Annotated in this window: 14 protein-coding genes; 8 read left to right on the plus strand and 6 right to left on the minus strand. The window is 60.5% G+C overall.

All coding sequences use genetic code 11. The annotated features are described in order from the left end of the window. Window positions 1-147: 147 nt before the first annotated feature. Window positions 148-573, minus strand: coding sequence for a YciI family protein (locus LOY31_RS13660; protein ID WP_258713504.1), 426 nt, complete (start codon window positions 571-573; stop codon window positions 148-150). A gap of 270 nt (window positions 574-843) precedes the next feature. On the opposite strand from LOY31_RS13660, the gene tpx reads away from it, so the two are divergent. The 5 genes from tpx (at window position 844) to LOY31_RS13685 (ending at window position 10,504) form a co-directional block, all read left to right on the plus strand. Beyond that, entirely contained in the window at window positions 844-1,344 is a 501-nt protein-coding gene (tpx, locus tag LOY31_RS13665) for a thiol peroxidase (RefSeq protein ID WP_011333939.1), read from the plus strand. Window positions 1,345-1,519: 175 nt separating this feature from the next. After that, the gene (locus LOY31_RS13670; protein WP_258713505.1) at window positions 1,520-2,827 is read left to right on the plus strand and encodes an MdtA/MuxA family multidrug efflux RND transporter periplasmic adaptor subunit; all 1,308 of its coding nucleotides are present in this window, start codon (window positions 1,520-1,522) and stop codon (window positions 2,825-2,827) included. Then, the gene (locus tag LOY31_RS13675; protein WP_085604098.1) at window positions 2,824-5,928 is read left to right on the plus strand and encodes an MdtB/MuxB family multidrug efflux RND transporter permease subunit; all 3,105 of its coding nucleotides are present in this window, start codon (window positions 2,824-2,826) and stop codon (window positions 5,926-5,928) included. Before LOY31_RS13670 ends, LOY31_RS13675 begins: the two co-directional genes overlap by 4 nt. After that, window positions 5,925-9,032 carry an efflux RND transporter permease subunit gene (locus tag LOY31_RS13680; protein WP_007955052.1) on the plus strand — a complete coding sequence of 1,036 codons (3,108 nt, stop codon included), beginning with the start codon at window positions 5,925-5,927 and terminating at the stop codon, window positions 9,030-9,032. The genes LOY31_RS13675 and LOY31_RS13680 overlap by 4 nt, the downstream gene beginning before the upstream one ends. Next, window positions 9,029-10,504: an efflux transporter outer membrane subunit gene (locus LOY31_RS13685; protein ID WP_007955050.1), complete on the plus strand. Its 1,476-nt coding sequence runs from the start codon at window positions 9,029-9,031 to the stop codon at window positions 10,502-10,504. The genes LOY31_RS13680 and LOY31_RS13685 overlap by 4 nt, the downstream gene beginning before the upstream one ends. A gap of 110 nt (window positions 10,505-10,614) precedes the next feature. On the opposite strand, the gene LOY31_RS13690 is transcribed toward LOY31_RS13685, so the two are convergent. Then, window positions 10,615-12,390, minus strand: a complete 1,776-nt coding sequence (locus LOY31_RS13690; RefSeq protein WP_258713506.1) for a hypothetical protein — start codon at window positions 12,388-12,390, stop codon at window positions 10,615-10,617. A 395-nt stretch (window positions 12,391-12,785) separates the two neighbouring features. Here LOY31_RS13690 and LOY31_RS13695 point away from each other — a divergent pair, with 395 nt between their 5' ends. Both LOY31_RS13695 and LOY31_RS13700 read left to right on the plus strand, forming a co-directional pair. Continuing rightward, window positions 12,786-14,867, plus strand: coding sequence for a bifunctional diguanylate cyclase/phosphodiesterase (locus LOY31_RS13695; RefSeq protein ID WP_258713507.1), 2,082 nt, complete (start codon window positions 12,786-12,788; stop codon window positions 14,865-14,867). Between the two features lie 85 nt (window positions 14,868-14,952). After that, window positions 14,953-15,699, plus strand: coding sequence for an SDR family oxidoreductase (locus LOY31_RS13700; protein WP_258713508.1), 747 nt, complete (start codon window positions 14,953-14,955; stop codon window positions 15,697-15,699). Window positions 15,700-15,850: 151 nt separating this feature from the next. Here the strand turns inward: LOY31_RS13700 and mapR are convergent, their stop codons facing one another. From mapR to LOY31_RS13715, 3 genes are all read right to left on the minus strand, one after another. Further along, window positions 15,851-17,260: a GntR family transcriptional regulator MpaR gene (mapR, locus tag LOY31_RS13705; RefSeq protein ID WP_039772397.1), complete on the minus strand. Its 1,410-nt coding sequence runs from the start codon at window positions 17,258-17,260 to the stop codon at window positions 15,851-15,853. Window positions 17,261-17,392: 132 nt separating this feature from the next. Continuing rightward, complete coding sequence (gene ccoG, locus LOY31_RS13710; RefSeq protein ID WP_258713509.1) at window positions 17,393-18,823, minus strand: cytochrome c oxidase accessory protein CcoG; 1,431 nt, start codon at window positions 18,821-18,823, stop codon at window positions 17,393-17,395. Window positions 18,824-19,018: 195 nt separating this feature from the next. Next, window positions 19,019-19,267 (minus strand): DUF3203 family protein, encoded by a 249-nt coding sequence (locus LOY31_RS13715; RefSeq protein ID WP_011333950.1) that lies wholly within the window; start codon window positions 19,265-19,267, stop codon window positions 19,019-19,021. A gap of 122 nt (window positions 19,268-19,389) precedes the next feature. On the opposite strand from LOY31_RS13715, the gene LOY31_RS13720 reads away from it, so the two are divergent. Then, window positions 19,390-19,926, plus strand: coding sequence for an MgtC/SapB family protein (locus LOY31_RS13720; RefSeq protein ID WP_127798000.1), 537 nt, complete (start codon window positions 19,390-19,392; stop codon window positions 19,924-19,926). Here the strand turns inward: LOY31_RS13720 and LOY31_RS13725 are convergent, their stop codons facing one another. Further along, on the minus strand, window positions 19,927-20,085 hold the full coding sequence (locus tag LOY31_RS13725) for a hypothetical protein (RefSeq protein ID WP_007952133.1): 159 nt from the start codon (window positions 20,083-20,085) through the stop codon (window positions 19,927-19,929). It lies immediately after the preceding gene. Window positions 20,086-20,154: the final 69 nt, after the last annotated feature.

The raw sequence follows: 20,154 nt of genomic DNA on the forward strand, positions 1-20,154 counted from the left end.
CGATGACAACTCCATAAAAACTGCGACGCGATCCAGTGGTGGCATTGTGATGTTGCGCACCCTACCTGTTTCGCGTCGAAAAGTCCTCGTGTCTCGCTCAGTCGTCATCGGCCATGCAGAAAATGCTCACGCTCCCGATTCGGGGCCTCAGTGTTTTTTGGCTTGTTCGCGTATGCGTTCTTCCTGCTCACGCAGCTCCGGGGTGAACTCGGCGCCGAAATCTTCCGGGCTGAAGACCTGGCGAATCTCGATTTCCGATTCAGTGCCCGGCATGGGATTCGGGCAACGCTTGACCCACTCGATGGCCTCCTCTTTCGACTTAACGTCCCAGATCCAGTAACCGGCGATCAGCTCCTTGGTCTCGGCGAACGGGCCGTCAATCACGCTGCGGTTTTCGCCGCTGAAGCGCACACGGGCGCCTTTGCTGCTCGGGTGCAGGCCGTCGGCAGAAACCAGGATGCCGGCCTTGGCCAACTGTTCGTTGTAGTTGCCCATGTCGGTCAGCAATTGCTCGCTGGGCATCACGCCGTCTTCGGAGTCGTGGCTGGCTTTGACAATGATCATGAAGCGCATGGTGTTTCTCCGCAGATAGGTGAGGGATTCATGGCTTAGTCGAACGGCCGGGGTCTGAATCGACAGGTCGTTAAAGAAAAGATGCAGACTCGCGTTTTAACAAGCATCACCCTCTTTGAGAGCAGGAATGTGGGGCTACTGGAGAATGTGTATCCAGTTTTGCGTGCCAGCACATGACAATTTCAGTCCAGGCATAGGTCGTCGGACAATTTCGTGGTTAACTTCTGCCTCTTGCATGCTTTCCCAACAACGTTAAGAAGGACTCCGTTCATGGCTCAAGTCACGCTCAAAGGCAACCCGGTTCAAGTCAACGGCCAACTGCCACAAGCCGGTTCCAAGGCGCCAGCCTTTTCCCTGGTAGCCGGCAATCTGTCCGACGTCACCCTGAAAGACTTCGCCGGCAAGCGCAAAGTGCTGAACATCTTCCCAAGCGTCGACACCCCGACCTGCGCCACCTCCGTGCGCAAGTTCAACGCCCAGGCCAACGACATCAGCAACACTGTTGTGCTGTGCATCTCGGCTGACCTGCCGTTCGCCCAGGCTCGCTTCTGCGGCGCCGAAGGTCTGGAAAACGTACAAAACCTGTCGACCCTGCGCGGCACCGAGTTCCTCGAGAACTACGGCGTGGCCATCGCTGACGGCCCGCTGAAAGGCCTGACCGCCCGTGCGGTGGTTGTACTGGACGAAAACGACAACGTCCTGCACAGCGAACTGGTCAAGGAAATTGCCGAAGAGCCTAACTACGAAGCGGCGCTGTCCGTTCTCAAGTAAGCGCTTTTACAATTGTTAACGGCCTGGCCCTGTCCAGGCCGTTTTCATTTGTGTATCAGTGTTTTGCCTCACACCTTGAAACGTAAGTGGAAGGTAAATTGCCGGTAAAGCTGCTTTGCTAAATCCCGGCCAGTGCTTATCGTTCAGCCTCCCGTAAAAGAAGCCCACGCGCCCAATGGTTAATCACTCCATGCAATCGTCTTCCCGAAATTCCCGTCGCTGGCTGTTGAGCCTGCTTGTCCTGCTGGTCATTGCCGGTCTGTGCTGGAAATTCTGGCCCGCCGGTTCGACCCACAAGGAGGGCGGCGAGAAGGCGCAGGCCGGCCACACCGGCCGTTCGGGGATGATGCGTCCGGGCTTCGGCGGGGCGGGCGGGCCGATTCCGGTGCGCGTGGCGCCGGCAGTCACCGGGGACTTCCCGCTGTACTACAAGGCGCTGGGCACGGTGACGGCGCTCAACACCATCAATGTGCGCAGCCGGGTTGGCGGCGAGTTGGTAAAGATCTATTTCGAGGAAGGGCAAATGGTCAAGGCCGGCGACCTGCTGGCGGAGATCGATCCGCGTCCATACCAGAACGCCTTGCTCCAGGCTGAAGGCACCTTGCTGCAGAACCAGGCACAGTTGAAGAACGCCCAGGTCGATGTGGAGCGTTATCGCGGTCTTTACAAGGAAGACAGCATCGCCAAGCAGACGCTGGACACCGCCGAAGCGCTGGTCGGCCAATACCTCGGCACCGTGAAAACCAATCAAGCGGCGGTCAACGACGCCAAGCTCAATCTCGAATTCACCAAGATCCGCGCACCGATTGCCGGTCGCGTCGGCCTGCGTCAGCTCGACGTCGGCAACCTCGTGGCGGCCAACGACACCACGTTCCTCGCGGTGATCACCCAGACCCAACCAATCAGCGTGGCCTTCACCCTGCCGGAAAACAGCCTGGAAACCGTGCTCGCCCGCTACCGCAGCGGCGCCAAACTGCCGGCCGAGGCCTGGGATCGTGGCGACACCAAACTGCAAGCCACCGGTGTACTGCAAAGTCTCGACAACCAGATCGACGTGACCACCGGCACCCTGAAATTCAAGGCGCGCTACGAGAACCGCGATCAGTCGCTGTTCCCCAACCAGTTCGTCAACGTTCACCTGCTGGCTGACACCCTGAAAGGTGTGGTGCTGGCTCCGTCGGCCGCCATTCAGTTCGGCACCAACGGCACCTTTGTCTACGCGCTGGACGGCGACAAGAAAGTCACCATCCGCCAATTGAAGATCGGCGCCAGCGATGGTGAAAACACCGTGATCACCGAAGGCCTGGCCGCCGGCGACCGCGTGGTGCTGGAAGGCACTGACCGTCTGAAGGAAGGCAGCGAAGTGGAAGTGGTCAACGACAGCAAGGATGTGCCGACCACTCCGACCGAACACCTGCAAGGCAAGTCCGCCGCCACCGCGCCTGACGCCACCGTCACTGACAAGGCCAAGAAGGGCGCATGAACATTTCGCGTCTGTTCATCCTCCGTCCGGTCGCCACCACGCTGAGCATGCTGGCCATCGTTCTGGCCGGTCTGATCGCTTATCGCCTGCTGCCGGTCTCGGCCTTGCCGCAGGTCGATTACCCGACCATCCGGGTCATGACCCTGTATCCGGGCGCCAGTCCGGACGTGATGACCAGCGCCGTCACCGCGCCGCTGGAACGTCAGTTCGGGCAGATGCCGGGCCTCACGCAAATGGCCTCGACCAGTTCCGGCGGCGCGTCGGTGCTGACCCTGCGTTTCAGCCTCGACATCAACATGGACGTCGCCGAGCAGCAGGTGCAGGCCGCGATCAACGCCGCGACCAACCTGTTGCCGACCGACTTGCCGGCGCCGCCGGTGTACAACAAGGTCAACCCGGCGGACACCCCGGTGCTGACCCTGGCCATCACCTCGAAAACCATGCTGCTGCCCAAACTCAATGACCTGGTCGATACGCGCATGGCGCAGAAGATCGCCCAGATCAGCGGCGTCGGCATGGTCAGCATTGCCGGCGGTCAGCGTCAGGCGGTGCGGATCAAGGTCAACCCGGAGGCGCTTGCGGCCAACGGCCTGAACCTGTCGGACGTGCGCACGCTGATCAGTGCGTCCAACGTCAACCAGCCCAAGGGTAACTTTGACGGTCCGACCCGGGTGTCGATGCTCGACGCCAACGACCAGCTGACCTCGCCCAAGGATTACGCCAACCTGATCCTGGCCTACGCCAACGGCGCGCCGCTGCGGCTCAAGGATGTCGCGCAGATTGTCGACGGCGCCGAGAACGAGCGTCTGGCGGCGTGGGCCAACCAGAATCAGGCTGTTCTGCTGAACATCCAGCGTCAGCCGGGCGCCAACGTGATCGAGGTGGTGGACCGGATCAAGGCGCTGCTGCCAAGCATCACCGACAACCTGCCGGCCGGTCTCGACGTGGTCGTACTGACCGACCGCACCCAGACCATTCGTGCTTCCGTCACCGACGTGCAACATGAACTGCTGATCGCCATCGCGCTGGTGGTGATGGTGACTTTCCTGTTCCTGCGGCGTGCCAGTGCCACGATCATTCCTTCGGTGGCCGTGCCGCTGTCGCTGATCGGTACGTTCGGCGTGATGTATCTGGCCGGGTTCTCGGTCAACAACCTGACGCTGATGGCCCTCACCATCGCCACCGGTTTTGTGGTCGACGATGCGATCGTGATGCTGGAAAACATTGCGCGTTTCATCGAGGAGGGCGACAGCCCGATGCAGGCGGCGCTCAAGGGCGCGAAGCAGATCGGATTCACCCTGATTTCCCTGACCCTGTCGCTGATCGCGGTACTGATTCCGCTGCTGTTCATGGCTGACGTGGTAGGGCGGTTGTTCCGCGAATTCGCCATCACCCTGGCAGTGGCGATCCTGATTTCCCTGGTGGTCTCGCTGACCCTGACGCCGATGATGTGCGCGCGTCTGCTCAAACGTGAGCCTGAGCCACATGAACAGGGCCGTTTCTACCGCGCCAGTGGCGCGTTCATCGACTGGATGATCGCCGCTTACGGGCGTAAGTTGCAGTGGGTGCTCAAGCACCAGCCGCTGACCCTGCTGGTGGCTATCGGCACACTGGCCCTGACCGTGTTCCTTTATATGGTGGTGCCCAAGGGCTTCTTCCCGGTGCAGGACACCGGGGTGATCCAGGGCATTTCCGAAGCACCGCAGTCGATTTCCTTCGCCGCCATGGGCGAGCGCCAGCAGGCGCTGGCCAAGGTGATTCTCGAAGATCCGGCGGTCGAAAGCCTTTCGTCTTACATCGGTGTCGACGGTGACAACGCCACGCTCAACAGCGGCCGGTTGCTGATCAACCTCAAGCCCCATGGCCAGCGTGATCTGACGGCGACCGAAGTGATTGCCCGCCTGCAACCGCAACTGGACAAGCTTGTCGGCATCCGCCTGTTCATGCAGCCGGTGCAGGACCTGACCATCGAAGACCGCGTCAGCCGTACGCAGTACCAGTTCAGCATGTCGTCGCCGGATTCCGAATTGCTCAGCCTGTGGAGCGGCCGTCTGGTCGAGGCCCTGGCCCAGCGTCCGGAATTGACCGACGTCGCCAGCGACTTGCAGGACAAGGGTTTGCAGGTGTTCCTGGTGATCGACCGCGACGCCGCTTCACGGCTGGGTGTGTCGGTGTCGAACATCACCGATGCGCTGTACGACGCGTTCGGCCAACGGCAGATCTCGACCATCTACACCCAGGCCAGCCAGTACCGCGTGGTGCTGCAGGCTCAGGCCGGGGAGAAGATCGGTCCGCAGGCGCTGGATCAGATTCACGTCAAGACCACCGATGGCGGGCAGGTGCGGTTGTCGAGTCTGGCCCACGTCGAGGAACGGCAGGCACAACTGGCGATCACCCACATCGGCCAGTTCCCGGCGGTGATGATGTCGTTCAACCTCGCACCCGGCGTGGCGCTGGGGCATGCGGTGGACATCATCGAGCAGGTGCAGAAGGACATCGGCATGCCGATCGGCGTGCAGACCCAGTTCCAGGGCGCGGCCGAAGCGTTCCAGGCGTCGCTGTCGAGTACCTTGCTGCTGATTCTGGCGGCGGTGGTGACCATGTACATCGTGCTCGGCGTGCTCTACGAGAGCTACATTCACCCGATCACCATCCTCTCGACCTTGCCGTCGGCCGCAGTCGGGGCCTTGCTGGCGTTGCTGCTCAGCGGCAATGACCTGGGGATGATCGCGATCATCGGCATCATTCTGCTGATCGGTATTGTTAAGAAAAACGCGATCATGATGATCGACTTCGCCCTCGACGCCGAACGCACTCAGGGCATGGCGCCGGAGCAGGCGATCTATCAGGCGGCGCTGTTGCGTTTCCGGCCGATTCTGATGACCACGCTGGCTGCGCTGTTCGGTGCGGTGCCGTTGATGCTCGCTACTGGTTCCGGTGCTGAATTGCGTCAACCACTGGGTCTGGTGATGGTCGGCGGGTTGCTGGTGAGTCAGGTGCTGACGCTGTTCACCACGCCGGTGATCTACCTGTACTTCGATCGTCTCGGCCGGCGCTGGGGCCGTGCTCCTTCGGCCGTGGAGCCGGTGGAACAGCCATGAACCTGTCCGGTCCTTTCATCAAGCGCCCGGTGGCGACCATGCTCCTGAGCCTGGCGATCATGCTGCTGGGCGGTGTGAGCTTCGGTCTGCTGCCGGTGTCGCCGCTGCCGCAAATGGACTTCCCGGTGATCGTGGTGCAGGCGAGCCTGCCCGGCGCCAGTCCGGAAGTCATGGCGTCCACCGTAGCCACGCCTCTGGAGCGCTCGTTCGGCGCCATCGCCGGCGTCAACACCATGAGCAGCCGCTCCAGCCAGGGCTCGACCCGGGTGATTCTGCAATTCGATCTCGACCGCGACATCAACGGCGCGGCGCGGGAAGTGCAGGCGGCGATCAACGCCTCTCGCAATCTGCTGCCGAGCGGGATGCGCAGCATGCCGACCTACAAGAAGGTCAACCCGTCGCAGGCACCGATCATGGTGCTGTCGCTGACTTCGGATGTGCTGGAAAAAGGCCAGCTCTATGACCTGGCGTCGACCATTCTGTCCCAGAGCCTGTCCCAGGTGCAGGGCGTCGGCGAAGTGCAGATCGGCGGCAGCTCGTTGCCAGCGGTGCGCATTGAACTCGAACCCCAGGCGCTGAACCAGTACGGCGTGGCGCTCGACGATGTGCGCAAGACCATCGCCGAAGCCAACGTGCGCCGGCCAAAGGGTTCGGTCGAGGACGACCAGCGTCTGTGGCAGATCCAGGCCAACGACCAGTTGGAGAAGGCCAAGGATTACGAATCGCTGATCATCCACTACAACGGCGGCGCGGCCCTGCGCCTGAAAGACGTGGCCAAGGTCAGCGACGGCGTGGAAGACCGCTACAACAGCGGTTTCTTCAACGATGACGCGGCGGTGCTGCTGGTGATCAACCGCCAGGCCGGCGCCAACATCATCGAGACGGTCAACGAGATCAAGGCGCAGTTGCCGGCGTTGCAGGCGGTGCTGCCGGCCAGCGTCAAACTGAACCTGGCGATGGACCGCTCACCGGTGATCAAGGCCACCCTGCACGAAGCGGAAATGACCCTGCTGATCGCCGTGGCGCTGGTGATTCTGGTGGTGTTCCTGTTCCTCGGCAATTTCCGCGCGTCCCTGATTCCGACGTTGGCGGTGCCGGTGTCGCTGGTCGGCACCTTTGCGGTGATGTACCTCTACGGATTCTCGCTGAACAACCTGTCGCTGATGGCGCTGATTCTCGCCACCGGGCTGGTGGTGGACGACGCCATCGTGGTGCTGGAGAACATTTCCCGGCACATCGACGAAGGCGTCAAACCGATGAAAGCCGCGTACCTCGGGGCCAAGGAAGTCGGGTTTACTTTGCTGTCGATGAACGTCTCGCTGGTGGCGGTGTTCCTGTCGATCCTGTTCATGGGCGGGATCATCGAAAGTCTGTTCCGCGAGTTTTCCATCACCCTGGCCGCGGCCATCGTGGTGTCGCTGGTGGTTTCCCTGACGCTGACCCCGATGCTCTGCGCCCGCTGGCTCAAACCCCATACGCCGGGCGAGGAAAACCGTCTGCAACGCTGGAGCCGCCGGACCAACGACTGGATGGTCGGCAAGTACGCCACCAGCCTCGACTGGGTGTTGCGTCACCGTCGCCTGACGTTGCTGAGCCTGATCATCACCGTCGGGGTAAACGTCGCTCTCTATGTGGTGGTGCCGAAAACCTTCATGCCGCAGCAGGACACCGGCCAGTTGATCGGCTTCGTGCGCGGTGACGACGGTCTGTCGTTCAGCGTGATGCAGCCGAAAATGGAAGTCTTCCGCCGTGCCGTGCTCAAGGACGAAGCGGTCGAGAGTGTGGCCGGGTTCATCGGTGGCACCAACGGCACCAACAACGCCTTCATGCTGGTACGCCTGAAACCGATCAAGGAACGCAACCTGTCGGCGCAGAAAGTCATCGAGCGCCTGCGCAAGGAAATGCCCAAGGTGGCCGGTGCGCAGTTGATGCTGATGGCCGACCAGGATCTGCAATTCGGTGGTGGTCGCGAGCAGACCACTTCGCAATACAGCTACATCCTGCAAAGTGGTGATCTGGGCGCTTTGCGCGAGTGGTACCCGAAAGTGGTCACCGCGCTGCGGGCCTTGCCCGAGCTGACCGCCATCGACGCCCGCGAAGGCGCGGGTGCGCAGCAGGTGACGTTGATCGTCGACCGCGATCAGGCCAAGCGCCTGGGCGTGGATATGGAAATGGTCACGGCGGTGCTCAACAACGCCTACAGCCAGCGGCAGATCTCCACGATCTACGACAGCCTCAACCAGTATCAGGTGGTGATGGAGGTCAATCCGAAATACGCTCAGGATCCGGTGACGCTCAAGCAGGTTCAGGTGATTACCGCCGACGGCGCGCGGATTCCGTTGTCGACCTTCGCTCATTATGAAAACAGCCTGGAAGATGACCGGGTCAGCCACGAAGGCCAGTTCGCCTCCGAGAGCATTTCCTTCGACATGGCCGAAGGTGTGACGGTGGAGCAGGGCAGCGCCGCCATCGAGCGGGCGATTGCCAGGCTCGGCCTGCCGGAAGACGTGATCGTGAAAATGGCCGGCACCGCCGATGCGTTCGCCGCCACCCAGAAGAGCCAGCCGTTCATGATTCTTGGTGCGCTGCTGGCGGTGTATCTGGTGCTGGGCGTGCTGTATGAAAGCTACATTCACCCGCTGACGATCCTGTCGACGCTGCCGTCGGCCGGGGTCGGCGCGTTGCTGTCGATCTACGTGCTGGGCGGCGAGTTCAGCCTGATCTCGCTGCTCGGGCTGTTCCTGCTGATTGGCGTGGTGAAGAAGAACGCGATCCTGATGATCGACCTGGCGCTGCAACTTGAACGTCATCAAGGCATGGCGCCGCTGGAATCGATCCGCAGCGCCTGTCTGCAACGCTTGCGGCCGATCCTGATGACCACGCTGGCGGCGATCCTTGGCGCCTTGCCATTACTGCTGAGCCGGGCCGAAGGCGCGGAAATGCGCCAGCCGCTGGGCCTGACCATCATCGGCGGGCTGGTCTTCAGCCAGGTGCTGACCCTTTACACCACGCCTGTGGTTTACCTCTATCTCGACAAGCTGCGCCATCGTTTCAACAAATGGCGTGGCGTGCGCACCGATGCTGCTCTGGAAACTCCGCTATGACTGACCGTTCGCTTATCAATCTGGCTACCGTTCGCGGCTCGCGCCTGCTGAGCCTGTCCCTGTGCGTGGCGATGCTCAGTGCCTGCGCCGTCGGCCCGGACTACCAGCGCCCGCAGACCGCCGAAATCGCCCAGTACAAGGAAGCCGAAGGCTGGCGCCAGGCCAACCCGAGCGACTCCCTGGCGCGCGGTGCCTGGTGGGAACTGTATGGCGACCGTCAGCTCAACGAGCTGATTGAGAAACTCAACAGCTCCAACCAGACCGTCGCCCAGTCCGAAGCCCAGTACCGTCAGGCCCAGGCCTTGGTGCGCAGCGCGCGCGGGGCGTTTTATCCGAGCGTTGATCTAAGCGCTGGCAAGACCCGCTCCAGTCAGGGCACCGGCAGCAGCAGTTCAAGCCTGAGCAGTTCCTCCAGCGGTATTCGTGACACCTACAACGCGCAACTGGGCGTGAGTTGGGAAGCGGATGTCTGGGGCAAATTGCGCCGTGGCCTGGAAGCCAATGAAGCCAGCGCCCAGGCGAGCTACGCCGATCTGGCGGCGATGCGTCTGAGCCAGCAGTCCGAGCTGGTGCAGAACTACCTGCAATTGCGGGTCATCGATCAGCAGAAACGTTTGCTCGAATCGACAGTGGCGGCTTACGAGCGCTCGCTGAAAATGACCATGAACCAGTACAACGCCGGGGTTTCCGGGCGGGACGCGGTGGCGCAGGCGCAGACCCAGCTGAAAACCACCCAAGGCGATCTGGTGGACCTGATCTGGCAACGGGCGCAGTTCGAAAACGCCATCGCGGTACTGACCGGCCAGCCGCCCGCCGAATTCAACATTGCCGAAACCCAGGACATTCCCAAGCTGCCGCAGATCCCCCTGAGCCTGCCGTCGCAGTTGCTCGAGCGCCGCCCGGACATCGCCTCGGCCGAGCGTTCGGTGATCGCTGCCAACGCCAACATCGGCGTGGCCAAGGCCGCGTATTACCCGGACTTTAGCCTGAGCATGAGCGGCGGCTACAGCAGCAGTACCTCGCAGAACCTGATCAGCCTGCCGAACCGCTTCTGGTCGGTGGGGCCGAAAATGACCCTGCCGCTATTCGACGGCGGCATCCGCTCCGCTGAGGTCGATCGCACCGAAGCGGTGTACGACCAGACCGTGGCCAAATACCGCCAGACCGTGCTCGATGGCTTCCGCGAAGTGGAAAACTATCTAGTGCAGTTGAAGGTGTACGAAGACGAAGCGGCCGTGCGCCAGGAAGCCCTTGATGCAGCACGGGATTCGTTGCGCCTGACCGAAAACCAGTACAAGGCCGGAGTGATTGCTTATCTCGATGTGGTGGTGGTTCAGGCGACGGCGCTGAGCAATGAACGCACTGTCCTGAATATCCTGCAGAGCCGTTTGATCGCCAGTGTGCAGTTGATCGCGGCGTTGGGCGGTGGTTGGGACGGGCAGCTGGAAACCCCGGCGAATAGCGTGCAGTGATCTGACCTCCCTCAGGGCTGTTATCAGGATGTAGCAGGCACCCTGCCTTTTGCGGTAGACCATTGAAGATTGGTCTACCGCTGCTTGGGTTACTCCTCTGACCTTGAGGTTTACTCTGGCAAAGGTGCTTGAATAATCGACATGTCCTGATCTTGCTCCTCGATTCCCATCGCACCCATCGATCCCGTATCCGGTATCGCAGGCACTTTATAAAAACCCAGCCCATAGTCTTTGCTTGAGTTAATGTCCGCGGTATAAAAAGTTTTCGACGTGTCATTGTAAACTTCGCCCGCAGCGGCGCCTGTCCAGGCTTCGGGATGCTGAGGTTGATCCCATTTGATCCATGGGTATGAATAGCACCGTTGCAATACTGCACGTAAGTTGGCGGTCAGCCCAAAATGTCCATTCTGATTGATCCAAGCCGAATATTTCGGGTAAGTCCACGGGTATCCGCCATGGAAGACACGGAGTGCATGGATATTCTCAGCATGCGCGGAGTATCTGACTTCACTGCCAACCTTGTCACGTATGACGATCTCGCCTGTACCATTCCACACGGCAGTCACCTTGCCATCAGCCGCTGCTTGAAACGCATTGGAGGTTGATTCGAACGTGTACGGTTCAACACCACCAACCGGGAGTCGTGTTGCGGTGGTATCAATTGCGTCAACACCATTCGGTGTCCCTAGGTAAGAGCCTACGACCTTTAACCCCTTCAGCCGAAGTAGTGAAGTGTCAACGGACAGCGGTACAAAGGCTTCGACAATTGCCGATGCGATTCTGGAAGTCCCCTGCGAAACGTTATTTCTGAACAACTCGTAGGTCATCAGTGCAGTACTTTTGGGGATGACTTTCTCGTTTGGAATCTTGAGTACGCAGGCCTTTTTCTGCCCCAGTTCATCCTCTTCCACAACGCCAGTTGCATCGGTTATTTCATCCGGCACGCCATCTAATCGGGTGATGTATTTCGCTTTGATTGTGTCACCCGCCTCAAAACGTTGGTGTTGCGTCAAAATGATCAGAGATAGCGGGTTGGCTCCCAGTTTCTTCAAACTGATGGTGGTTTTGTCATCGCTCGTATCACTGGGGATTTCTCGAGGGATAGGCGCTGCCAGCAGTGTGCCCGCCTGATCTACAACTACTTTCTCGACGGCTGACCATGGTGCATCAGAATCCGGACCATTTTTGAGTTGATCATTTACCGTAAAGGAAAACATGAACTCAGGATCGTCTTTCAAATCGGCGCTGGTGACTTTGAAGCAGATCCGGGTGGGAGTGGCTGAACCATGAGCGGGTGGAGGCGGGGCCTGATTTTCAGTGACCGTGTGAAATACATCATGGCCATTACAATTGAGCCGAATATGGTCATACGCACGGCACCATGCATATTCCACACACACGATGGCTTCGGTGAATCCCGGACCGACACCGTCCGTGATTTCTTTCGGCAGCAGCAGCTTCAAAGAAGAATTTGCACCGTCGCCGGGTGTGACGTCCTGCTCACCGGGTCCCTCCTTGTTATAAATGATTTCTACAGGTGGCTCAGAGGTTCCCTGATTTGAACTTCCGCGTATCACGGTGTAGGTCAATCGATTGACGATGCCTGGAATCAGCAGGCCATGGGGAATGTAAAGTTTGACCGAATCACTGGTTCCCTGAGTCGTGGCACGGGCGATATTGGTCTGGCCGTTCAGGTTTAAACGAACTTCGTCACCTTGCTGTTGCCCCAAAAAAGCGTCAGCCACTACCTCACAGCCCTTGGGCATCAAATCGTAGATAGCCCGGAGTACACCGTAGTGAGCCCCGATTATGGGAGCGGTCGCAAGTGGAATACGTGCTGGAAACAGTACCAACATGGATTGCGAAGGGGGCGTTGAGCTAGGCATGGACTGATCCCTCTGTGGGCGAGTAATGGGCCGATGAGTTATCAGATATCCAGGGACGACCGCGCACAACTGTCAGAACTTACAGGTAGGAGGGATATTCCGATAAACGGTCTCAGCTCCGGGGGATTGCATGGGGTTAAAAATGCACACGGCATCTGCATTCCGAGAATGCTCGAGGCGTTCCATAAATGCTCGAGTCCAGGCACTCACACCGCAAAGATGATCAATCCCGAGTGCCGGGCTAGAGCCTTGTCAGACGATCAAACAAGCGTTTCATCGGCTTGATGGCCATTTGATTACTTTGTCAGTGCGTTCTTCTGTGTAATCAGTACAATCGGCGCATTTGGCCCCGCTGAGAACGGACGCAGTACGGCGGGGTGGTCACGAGAATTCTCATGCTCATCGGTAGCTATTCCTTCACGCTGGTTTTCATTTCGCTGTGTGTGGCGATCCTCGCTTCCTACACCGCGCTCGATCTCACCGGGCGCATTGCCACTGCCAAGGGCCGCGCCGTGCATTTATGGACGGCCGGCGGGGCGTTTGCCATGGGCATCGGCGTCTGGTCGATGCACTTCATTGGCATGCTGGCGTTCAAGCTGCCGATCAGCCTCGGTTACGACATTTCGATCACGGCGCTCTCATTGTTGATCGCCGTGCTGTCCTGCGGTTTTGCGCTGTGGCTGGTCAGCCAGCCGAAACTGCCGGCCTGGCAACTGGCCTTTGGCGCGTTGATCATGGGCGCCGGCATCAGCGCCATGCACTACACCGGCATGGCCGCGATGCGCATGCAGCCGGGCATCGACTACGATCCGACACTGTTCGGCGCCTCGCTGTTGATCGCCGTCGGCGCTTCGGCGGCAGCGTTGTGGATCGCCTTTCGTCTGCGTCAGCAGTCGCCTTACGTGCGGTTGTTCCGTGCCGGGGCAGCGATTGTCATGGGCGTGGCGATTGTCGGCATGCACTACACCGGCATGGCGGCGGCGCGGTTTCCCGATGGCAGTTTTTGCGGTGCGGCACTCAGCGGCCTGAACGGCAACGGCCTCGACAATCTGGTGCTGATCACCACGCTGGCGGTGCTGGCCATCGCGCTGCTGACCTCGATTCTCGACGCCCGCCTCGAAGCCCGCACGGCTGATCTGGCCCATTCGTTGACCGTGGCCAACCGCGAACTCACCCAACTGGCTTTGCACGACACCCTGACCGGCCTGCCGAACCGCATGCTGCTGGACGACCGGATCAATCAGGCGATGAAAAAGGTCAACGAGCAGGGCGGCTGTTTTGCGCTGATGTTCATCGATCTGGACGGCTTCAAACCGGTCAATGACGCTTTCGGTCACCACATGGGCGACCAGTTGCTGCGCGAAGTGGGAATACGTCTGCGTGAAGATTTGCGCAGTCTCGACACGCTGGCGCGGATCGGCGGCGATGAGTTTGTCCTGCTGGTGCGCCTGACCGAACCCAACGATGCATTGAGCCTGGCCGCGCGTCAGGTCGGCCTGATCGCGCAGTCGTTCCGGGTCGCCGAACATGAGCTGCAGATTTCCGCCAGCGTCGGCATCGCCCTGTACCCGGGCAACGGCCAGAGCGCCCAGGAACTGCTGATGAACGCCGACGCCGCGATGTATCACGCCAAGGGCGGCGGCAAGAACGGCTACAGCTTCTTCGACGCTTCGATGAACAGCAACGCGCGCAAGCAACTGCAATTACTGCAGGACTTGCGCGCAGCGCTGGAACACAGTGAGTTCAGCCTGCATTACCAACCCAAATTCCATGCGGCTGACGGTCGTCCGGTCGGTGCCGAGGCGCTGTTGCGCTGGGAACATCCGACCCACGGCATGCTGATGCCGGACAAGTTCATCGATCTGGCGGAGAAGACCGGGCTGATCATTCCGATTGGCGAGTGGGTGCTCAACGAAGCCTGCCGGCAGATGCGCGAGTGGTATGTGCTGGGCTACACCGACTGGCGGATCGCGGTGAACCTGTCGGCGTTGCAGTTCTGCCATACAGGGCTGGTGCGCAGCGTCGCCAAAGCCCTGGCGACTCACCATCTGCCGGCCAACAGCCTGACCCTGGAAATCACCGAAACTACCGCCATGAGCGACGCCGACGCGAGCATGACGGTGTTGCAGGAGCTGTCCGACATGGGCGTCGACCTGTCCATCGACGACTTCGGCACCGGTTATTCGAGCCTGATGTACCTCAAGCGTCTGCCGGCCAACGAGCTGAAGATCGATCGCGGTTTTGTCCGCGATCTGGAGCACGACAGCGATGACGCGGCCATCGTCTCGGCGATCGTCGCCCTCGGTCAGGCGCTGGGCCTGCGCATCGTGGCTGAAGGTGTGGAGACCGATTCGCAGCAGGATTTCCTGACGCAACTGGGCTGCGATTCGCTGCAAGGTTATCTGCTCGGTCACCCGATGCCGGCGGATCGCTTCCTGCAGGACATCGTGCGCGGCAAACCATTGGCGGTGAGCTGAGCCGCTAATCGCAGGTCATGCAAAACCCTGCAATGACGGTTATTCTTGCCCCGACTGTTACGTGTGCATCGGGGGAAAGGCCAGCATGGATAAAGTCATTGTGATCACCGGCGGCGGTCGTGGAATCGGCGCCGCCACTGCGTTGTTGGCTGCCGAGCAAGGCTACCGGATCTGCATCAATTACCAGACGGACGAACAGGCCGCTCACCACGTGCTCGACCAGGTCCGTGAGCGCGGCGCCACGGCGATCGCCGTGCGCGCCGACGTCAGTATCGAAGACGAAGTGATCGCGCTGTTCAGCCGGGTCGACAGCGAACTGGGCCGGGTCACCGCCCTGGTCAACAACGCCGGCACCGTGGGGCAAAAATCCCGGGTCGACGAAATGTCCGAATTCCGCATTCTCAAAATCATGAAAACCAACGTGCTGGCGCCGATCCTCTGCGCCAAGCACGCGATCCTGCGCATGTCGCCAAAACATGGCGGGCAGGGCGGGAGCATCGTCAACGTGTCCTCGGTTGCCGCACGGCTGGGCTCGCCCAATGAGTACGTCGATTACGCCGCGTCTAAAGGTGCGCTGGATACGTTCACCATCGGTCTGTCCAAGGAAGTGGCGGGCGAGGGGATTCGGGTGAATGCGGTGCGTCCGGGTTACATCTATACCGATTTCCACGCGTTGAGCGGCGACCCGGATCGGGTCAGCAAGCTGGAGTCGGCAATCCCGATGGCCCGGGGCGGGCGGCCGGATGAGGTGGCGGAGGCGATTGTCTGGTTGTTGTCGGATAAGGCTTCGTATGCGACGGGGACTTTTGTCGATCTCGGCGGCGGGCGTTAAACCTCTATGATCGTTCCCACGCTCCGCGTGGGAATGCAGCCCGGGACGCTCCGCGTCCCTTCCAGAGCTGGAACGCGGAGCGTCCCTTGAGGCATTCCCACGCAGAGCGTGGGAACGATCAACTGGTTGCGTGGGAACGATCAGCGGTCTTTCAGAACGACCGCACAATCCGCCCCAACGTCTCCATTGCCTTCTCCGCATCCTCGGTCCACGGGCTGCCGTAGTTCAAACGAATGCAATTCCTGAATCTTTGGGTCGGCGAAAAAATCGGCCCCGGCGCAATGCTGATCCCCTGTGCCAACGCCATCTGAAACAACTTCAACGAATCCATCTGCGGTGGCAGTTCCAGCCACAGGAAGTAACCGCCGGCCGGTTGGCTCACACGCGTCTGTGCAGGGAAGTAGCGGGCGATGGCGGCGAGCATGGCGCTTTGCTGTTCTTCGAGGGCGTAGCGCAGTTTGCGCAGATGGCGGTCGTAGCCGCCGTGTTGCAGGTAGTCGGCGATGGCTGCTTGGGCCGGCATCGAAGCGCACAGCGAGGTCATCAGTTTCAACCGTTCGATTTTCTGCGCGTAGCGCCCGGCGGCGACCCAGCCGATACGGTAGCCGGGGGCCAGGCTTTTGGCGAACGAGCCGCAATGCATCACCAGACCTTCGGTGTCGAAGGCCTTGGCCGGTTTCGGCGCCTGCTGGCCGTAATAGAGTTCGGCGTAGACGTCGTCTTCGATCAGCGGCACCTGATGCTGTTTCAGCAGTTCCACCAGTTCCTGTTTCTTGGCCTCGGGCATGGTCGCGCCCATCGGGTTCTGGAAACTGGTCATGCACCAGCACGCCTTGATCGGGTGCCGCTCGAGTGTCTGGGCGAGCACGCCGAGGTCGATGCCGTCGCGCGGGTGCACGGGGATTTCCACGGCTTTGAGTTTCAGGCGTTCGAGCACTTGCAGGCTGGCGTAAAACGCCGGGGCTTCGATGGCCACCAGATCGCCGGGTTCGGTGACCGCTTGCAGGCACAGGTTCAGGGCCTCGAGGGCGCCGTTGGTGATCAGCAGTTCTTCCATCGGCAGCATCAGGCCGCCGACCATGTAGCGCAGGGCGATCTGCCGCCGCAGTTGCGGGTTGCCCGGCGACATGTCGGTGACCACCATGCGCGGGTCCATTTCCCGGGCGGCGCTGGCCAGTGAGCGGGACAGGCGTTGCAGCGGGAACAGGGTCGGGCTGGGGAACGCTGAGCCGAACGGCACGGTGCTCGGGTCCTTGATCGACTCGAGCACAGAGAACACCAGTTCGCTGACGTCGACCTTGGTGGACTCGTTGACCTGGCTGCTGATGACTGGCTCCGAGAATGGGCTCGGGGCGTGGGTGTTGACGAAGTAGCCAGAGCGGGGCCGGGCGCGGATCAGGCCTCGGCGTTCCAGCAGGTAATAGGCCTGGAATACCGTGGACGGGCTGACGCCGTAAGTCTGGCTTGCGTAGCGCACCGACGGCACCCGCTGACCGGGGCCGAGGACGCCGGAGCGGATCAGTTCAGCGATGTCGTCGGCGAATTTTTCGTAGCGTTTCATCTTGGGTCCGGATTGATTTCATTCTGAAAGACCGTTTCGCCTTCATTCGCGAGCAAGCTCGCTCCCACAGTTGACCGCATTCCCCTGTGGGAGTGAGCTTGCTCGCGAATGGCTGCGCCGCAGTCTAAGGGATCAGCGATTCATCGGCGCAACAAACCGGCTCTTCGCCACGCTATAAATCTCGGGCTCATCACTGTCGGCAATCTTGAAACTCAAGGTCTGTGAGCTGCTGGCCGCGCGTTCTGTGGTCATCGCCACCGACACCGGCACATCGACGATCTCGCCTGGCGCCAGGCTCAGTTCGGTCTTGCCTTGCAGCTGGAAGCCTTCACCGTCCACCAGCGTCAGGATGTAATCCTGGCGCTGCTGGGTCTTGTTGATGACCTTGAGGGTGTAGATGTTTTCAATCTGACCCTGACCATTCTCGCGGAACAGGCCACGGTCCTTGGTCACGTCCAGCGACACCATCGGCCGTTCAACCAGCGCCAAAGCGAGGGCGCCGATCATCACCACCAGCACCGCGACGTAGCCGATCAGTCGCGGACGCAGCAGGTGTGTCTTGCCACCCTGCAATTCACGCTCGGAGGTATAGCGAATCAGGCCACGGGCGTAATTCATCTTGTCCATGATCGAGTCGCAGGCGTCGATGCACGCCGCGCAGCCGATGCATTCCATTTGCAAGCCGTCGCGGATGTCGATGCCCGTCGGGCAGACCTGCACGCACAACTGGCAGTCGATGCAATCGCCAAGTCCGGCTTCGGCCGGTTTCACCTCGCGTTTGCGCGGGCCACGGTTTTCGCCACGGGCCACGTCGTAGGAAATCGCCAGCGTGTCCTTGTCGAACATCACGCTCTGGAACCGCGCATACGGGCACATGTGCATGCACACCGCCTCACGCAGCCAGCCGGCATTGATGTAGGTGGCGGCGGTGAAGAACAGCACCCAGAACAGGCTGACGCCGCCGATCTGCAAGGTCAGCAGTTCTTCGGCCAGCGGCCGGATCGGGGTGAAGTAGCCAACGAAAGTCAGGCCGGTCAGCACGCTGATCGCCAGCCACAGCGTGTGCTTGGCCGCGCGCCGGGCGAGTTTGTTCAGGCTCCAGGGCGCCGCTTGCAGCTTGATCCGCTGATTGCGCTCGCCCTCGGTGATCTTCTCGCACCACATGAAGATCCACGTCCACGAACTCTGCGGGCAGGTGTAACCACACCAGACCCGGCCGGCGAACACGGTAATGGCGAACAGGCCGAATGCAGCGATGATCAGCAGCGCCGACAGCAGAATGAAATCCTGCGGCCAGAAGGTCGCGCCAAAGATATGGAACTTGCTTTCGGAAAGGTCCCAGAGCACCGCCTGACGACCGCCCCAGTTCAGCCACACCGTGCCGAAGAACAACAGGAACAGAAACCCCGCGCCGCTCATGCGCAAGGTGCGGAACAGGCCGGTGAAGCTGCGGGTGAAGATCTGGTTGTCGCTGGTGGCGTGTTTCGCCTTCATTGGGCGCGCCGGTACTTTTTTTATCTGGGGAGATGCTTCTACGGTTCGGACGGGGATTCGTTCGCTCATGGTCGTTCGCTCATCAGCCTCCATCAGGCCAGGGAACTATGAGCGCCGATCTGTTTGCATAACAGACTCAGGTATTTCAATAAAAAGCGTATCAGATGGGTTTTGTGACAAAGCCTGCGACAACTTGAAGCAGCCCGCAGGCCAAGGCGCAGATGCCTATCCCAGGCGCCTGCGCCGGTTGTTGATCGAGGTCAGTCAAATCACCGAATCACTGTCGTCGGCCTTCAGGTGTTTGCGTCCATCCCGGGCGCCTGCGACGGTCAATGCATCAGCTTCCGCCTCTGTGACGTAGATGCGCCGTCCTTCCACTTCGACGAACGACATGGCTTTTTCGCTATCTGTCCTGACTTCCAGCGTGTCGCAGATCCGGATTTCCTCACCATTCTCAACGGTGAAAAAACAGACTTTGGAATCCGGATTGCTTTCATCGATACGAAGGGGCATGGGGCTGTCCTTTTTCACAGGGGATCTGACAGTTAGGGTGCGCGGTTTAGCAGATCGTTCTACGCAACCGATTAATGGTCGCCGCTGTCCACCCTTTATCGCCCCTTCACAAGGACTGCACGATGAACGCCTGGTGGCATGAAGTGTGGGAAACCCTGCAAGCCGAATTCGCCGACATCGGCGATGCATCGCAGCTGACGCGGATCACCGTGCGCTTGCTGATGGCGGCGATATTGGGCGGGATTCTCGGGTTCGAGCGCGAGCACAAGGGCAAGGCTGCCGGGGTGCGAACGCACATGCTGGTGGCCCTCGGTGCGGCGCTGTTTGTGTTGGTGCCGCAATTGTCCGGTTCCCAGGCCGACGCGATGAGCCGTGTGGTGCAGGGGGTGATTGCCGGGATCGGCTTTCTCGGGGCCGGCACCATCCTGAAAAATCATGAAGGCGACGAAGGCCACGTCAAGGGCCTGACCACCGCCGCCGGTTTGTGGATGACTGCCGCCATCGGCGTCGCGGCCGGGTTGGGCCGCGAGGCGACGGCGGTGCTCAGTACGTTGCTGGCGTTGGGGATTTTCAGCGTGATGCCGAGGATCGTCAGAGTCTTCGAGAACGATCATCTGGATAAGGATCGCATCGAGAAGGACCACAACGACCCTCGCTGATCAGACAATCACCGGCGGCATGGTCGTCGGTGGTTCTTCCTTCGGTGGCGGCGTGGTGCCAGGCGGTTCCTGTTCGGGGATCGGCTGCGGTTCGGTCTCGGGCAGGACCGGTTTATCGATGTTCGGATCAGGTGTTTCGGCCGGAATCGGAATAGTCATCGGTTGAACCTCCGTGTGGCACTTGGCGTGGGAAGTGCTTAAGTGGGTTGACCACTTCACTGCGAAATC

The organism is Pseudomonas sp. B21-021, assembly GCF_024749205.1.
GTDB classification, from domain to species: Bacteria; Pseudomonadota; Gammaproteobacteria; order Pseudomonadales; family Pseudomonadaceae; genus Aquipseudomonas; species Aquipseudomonas paraglycinae.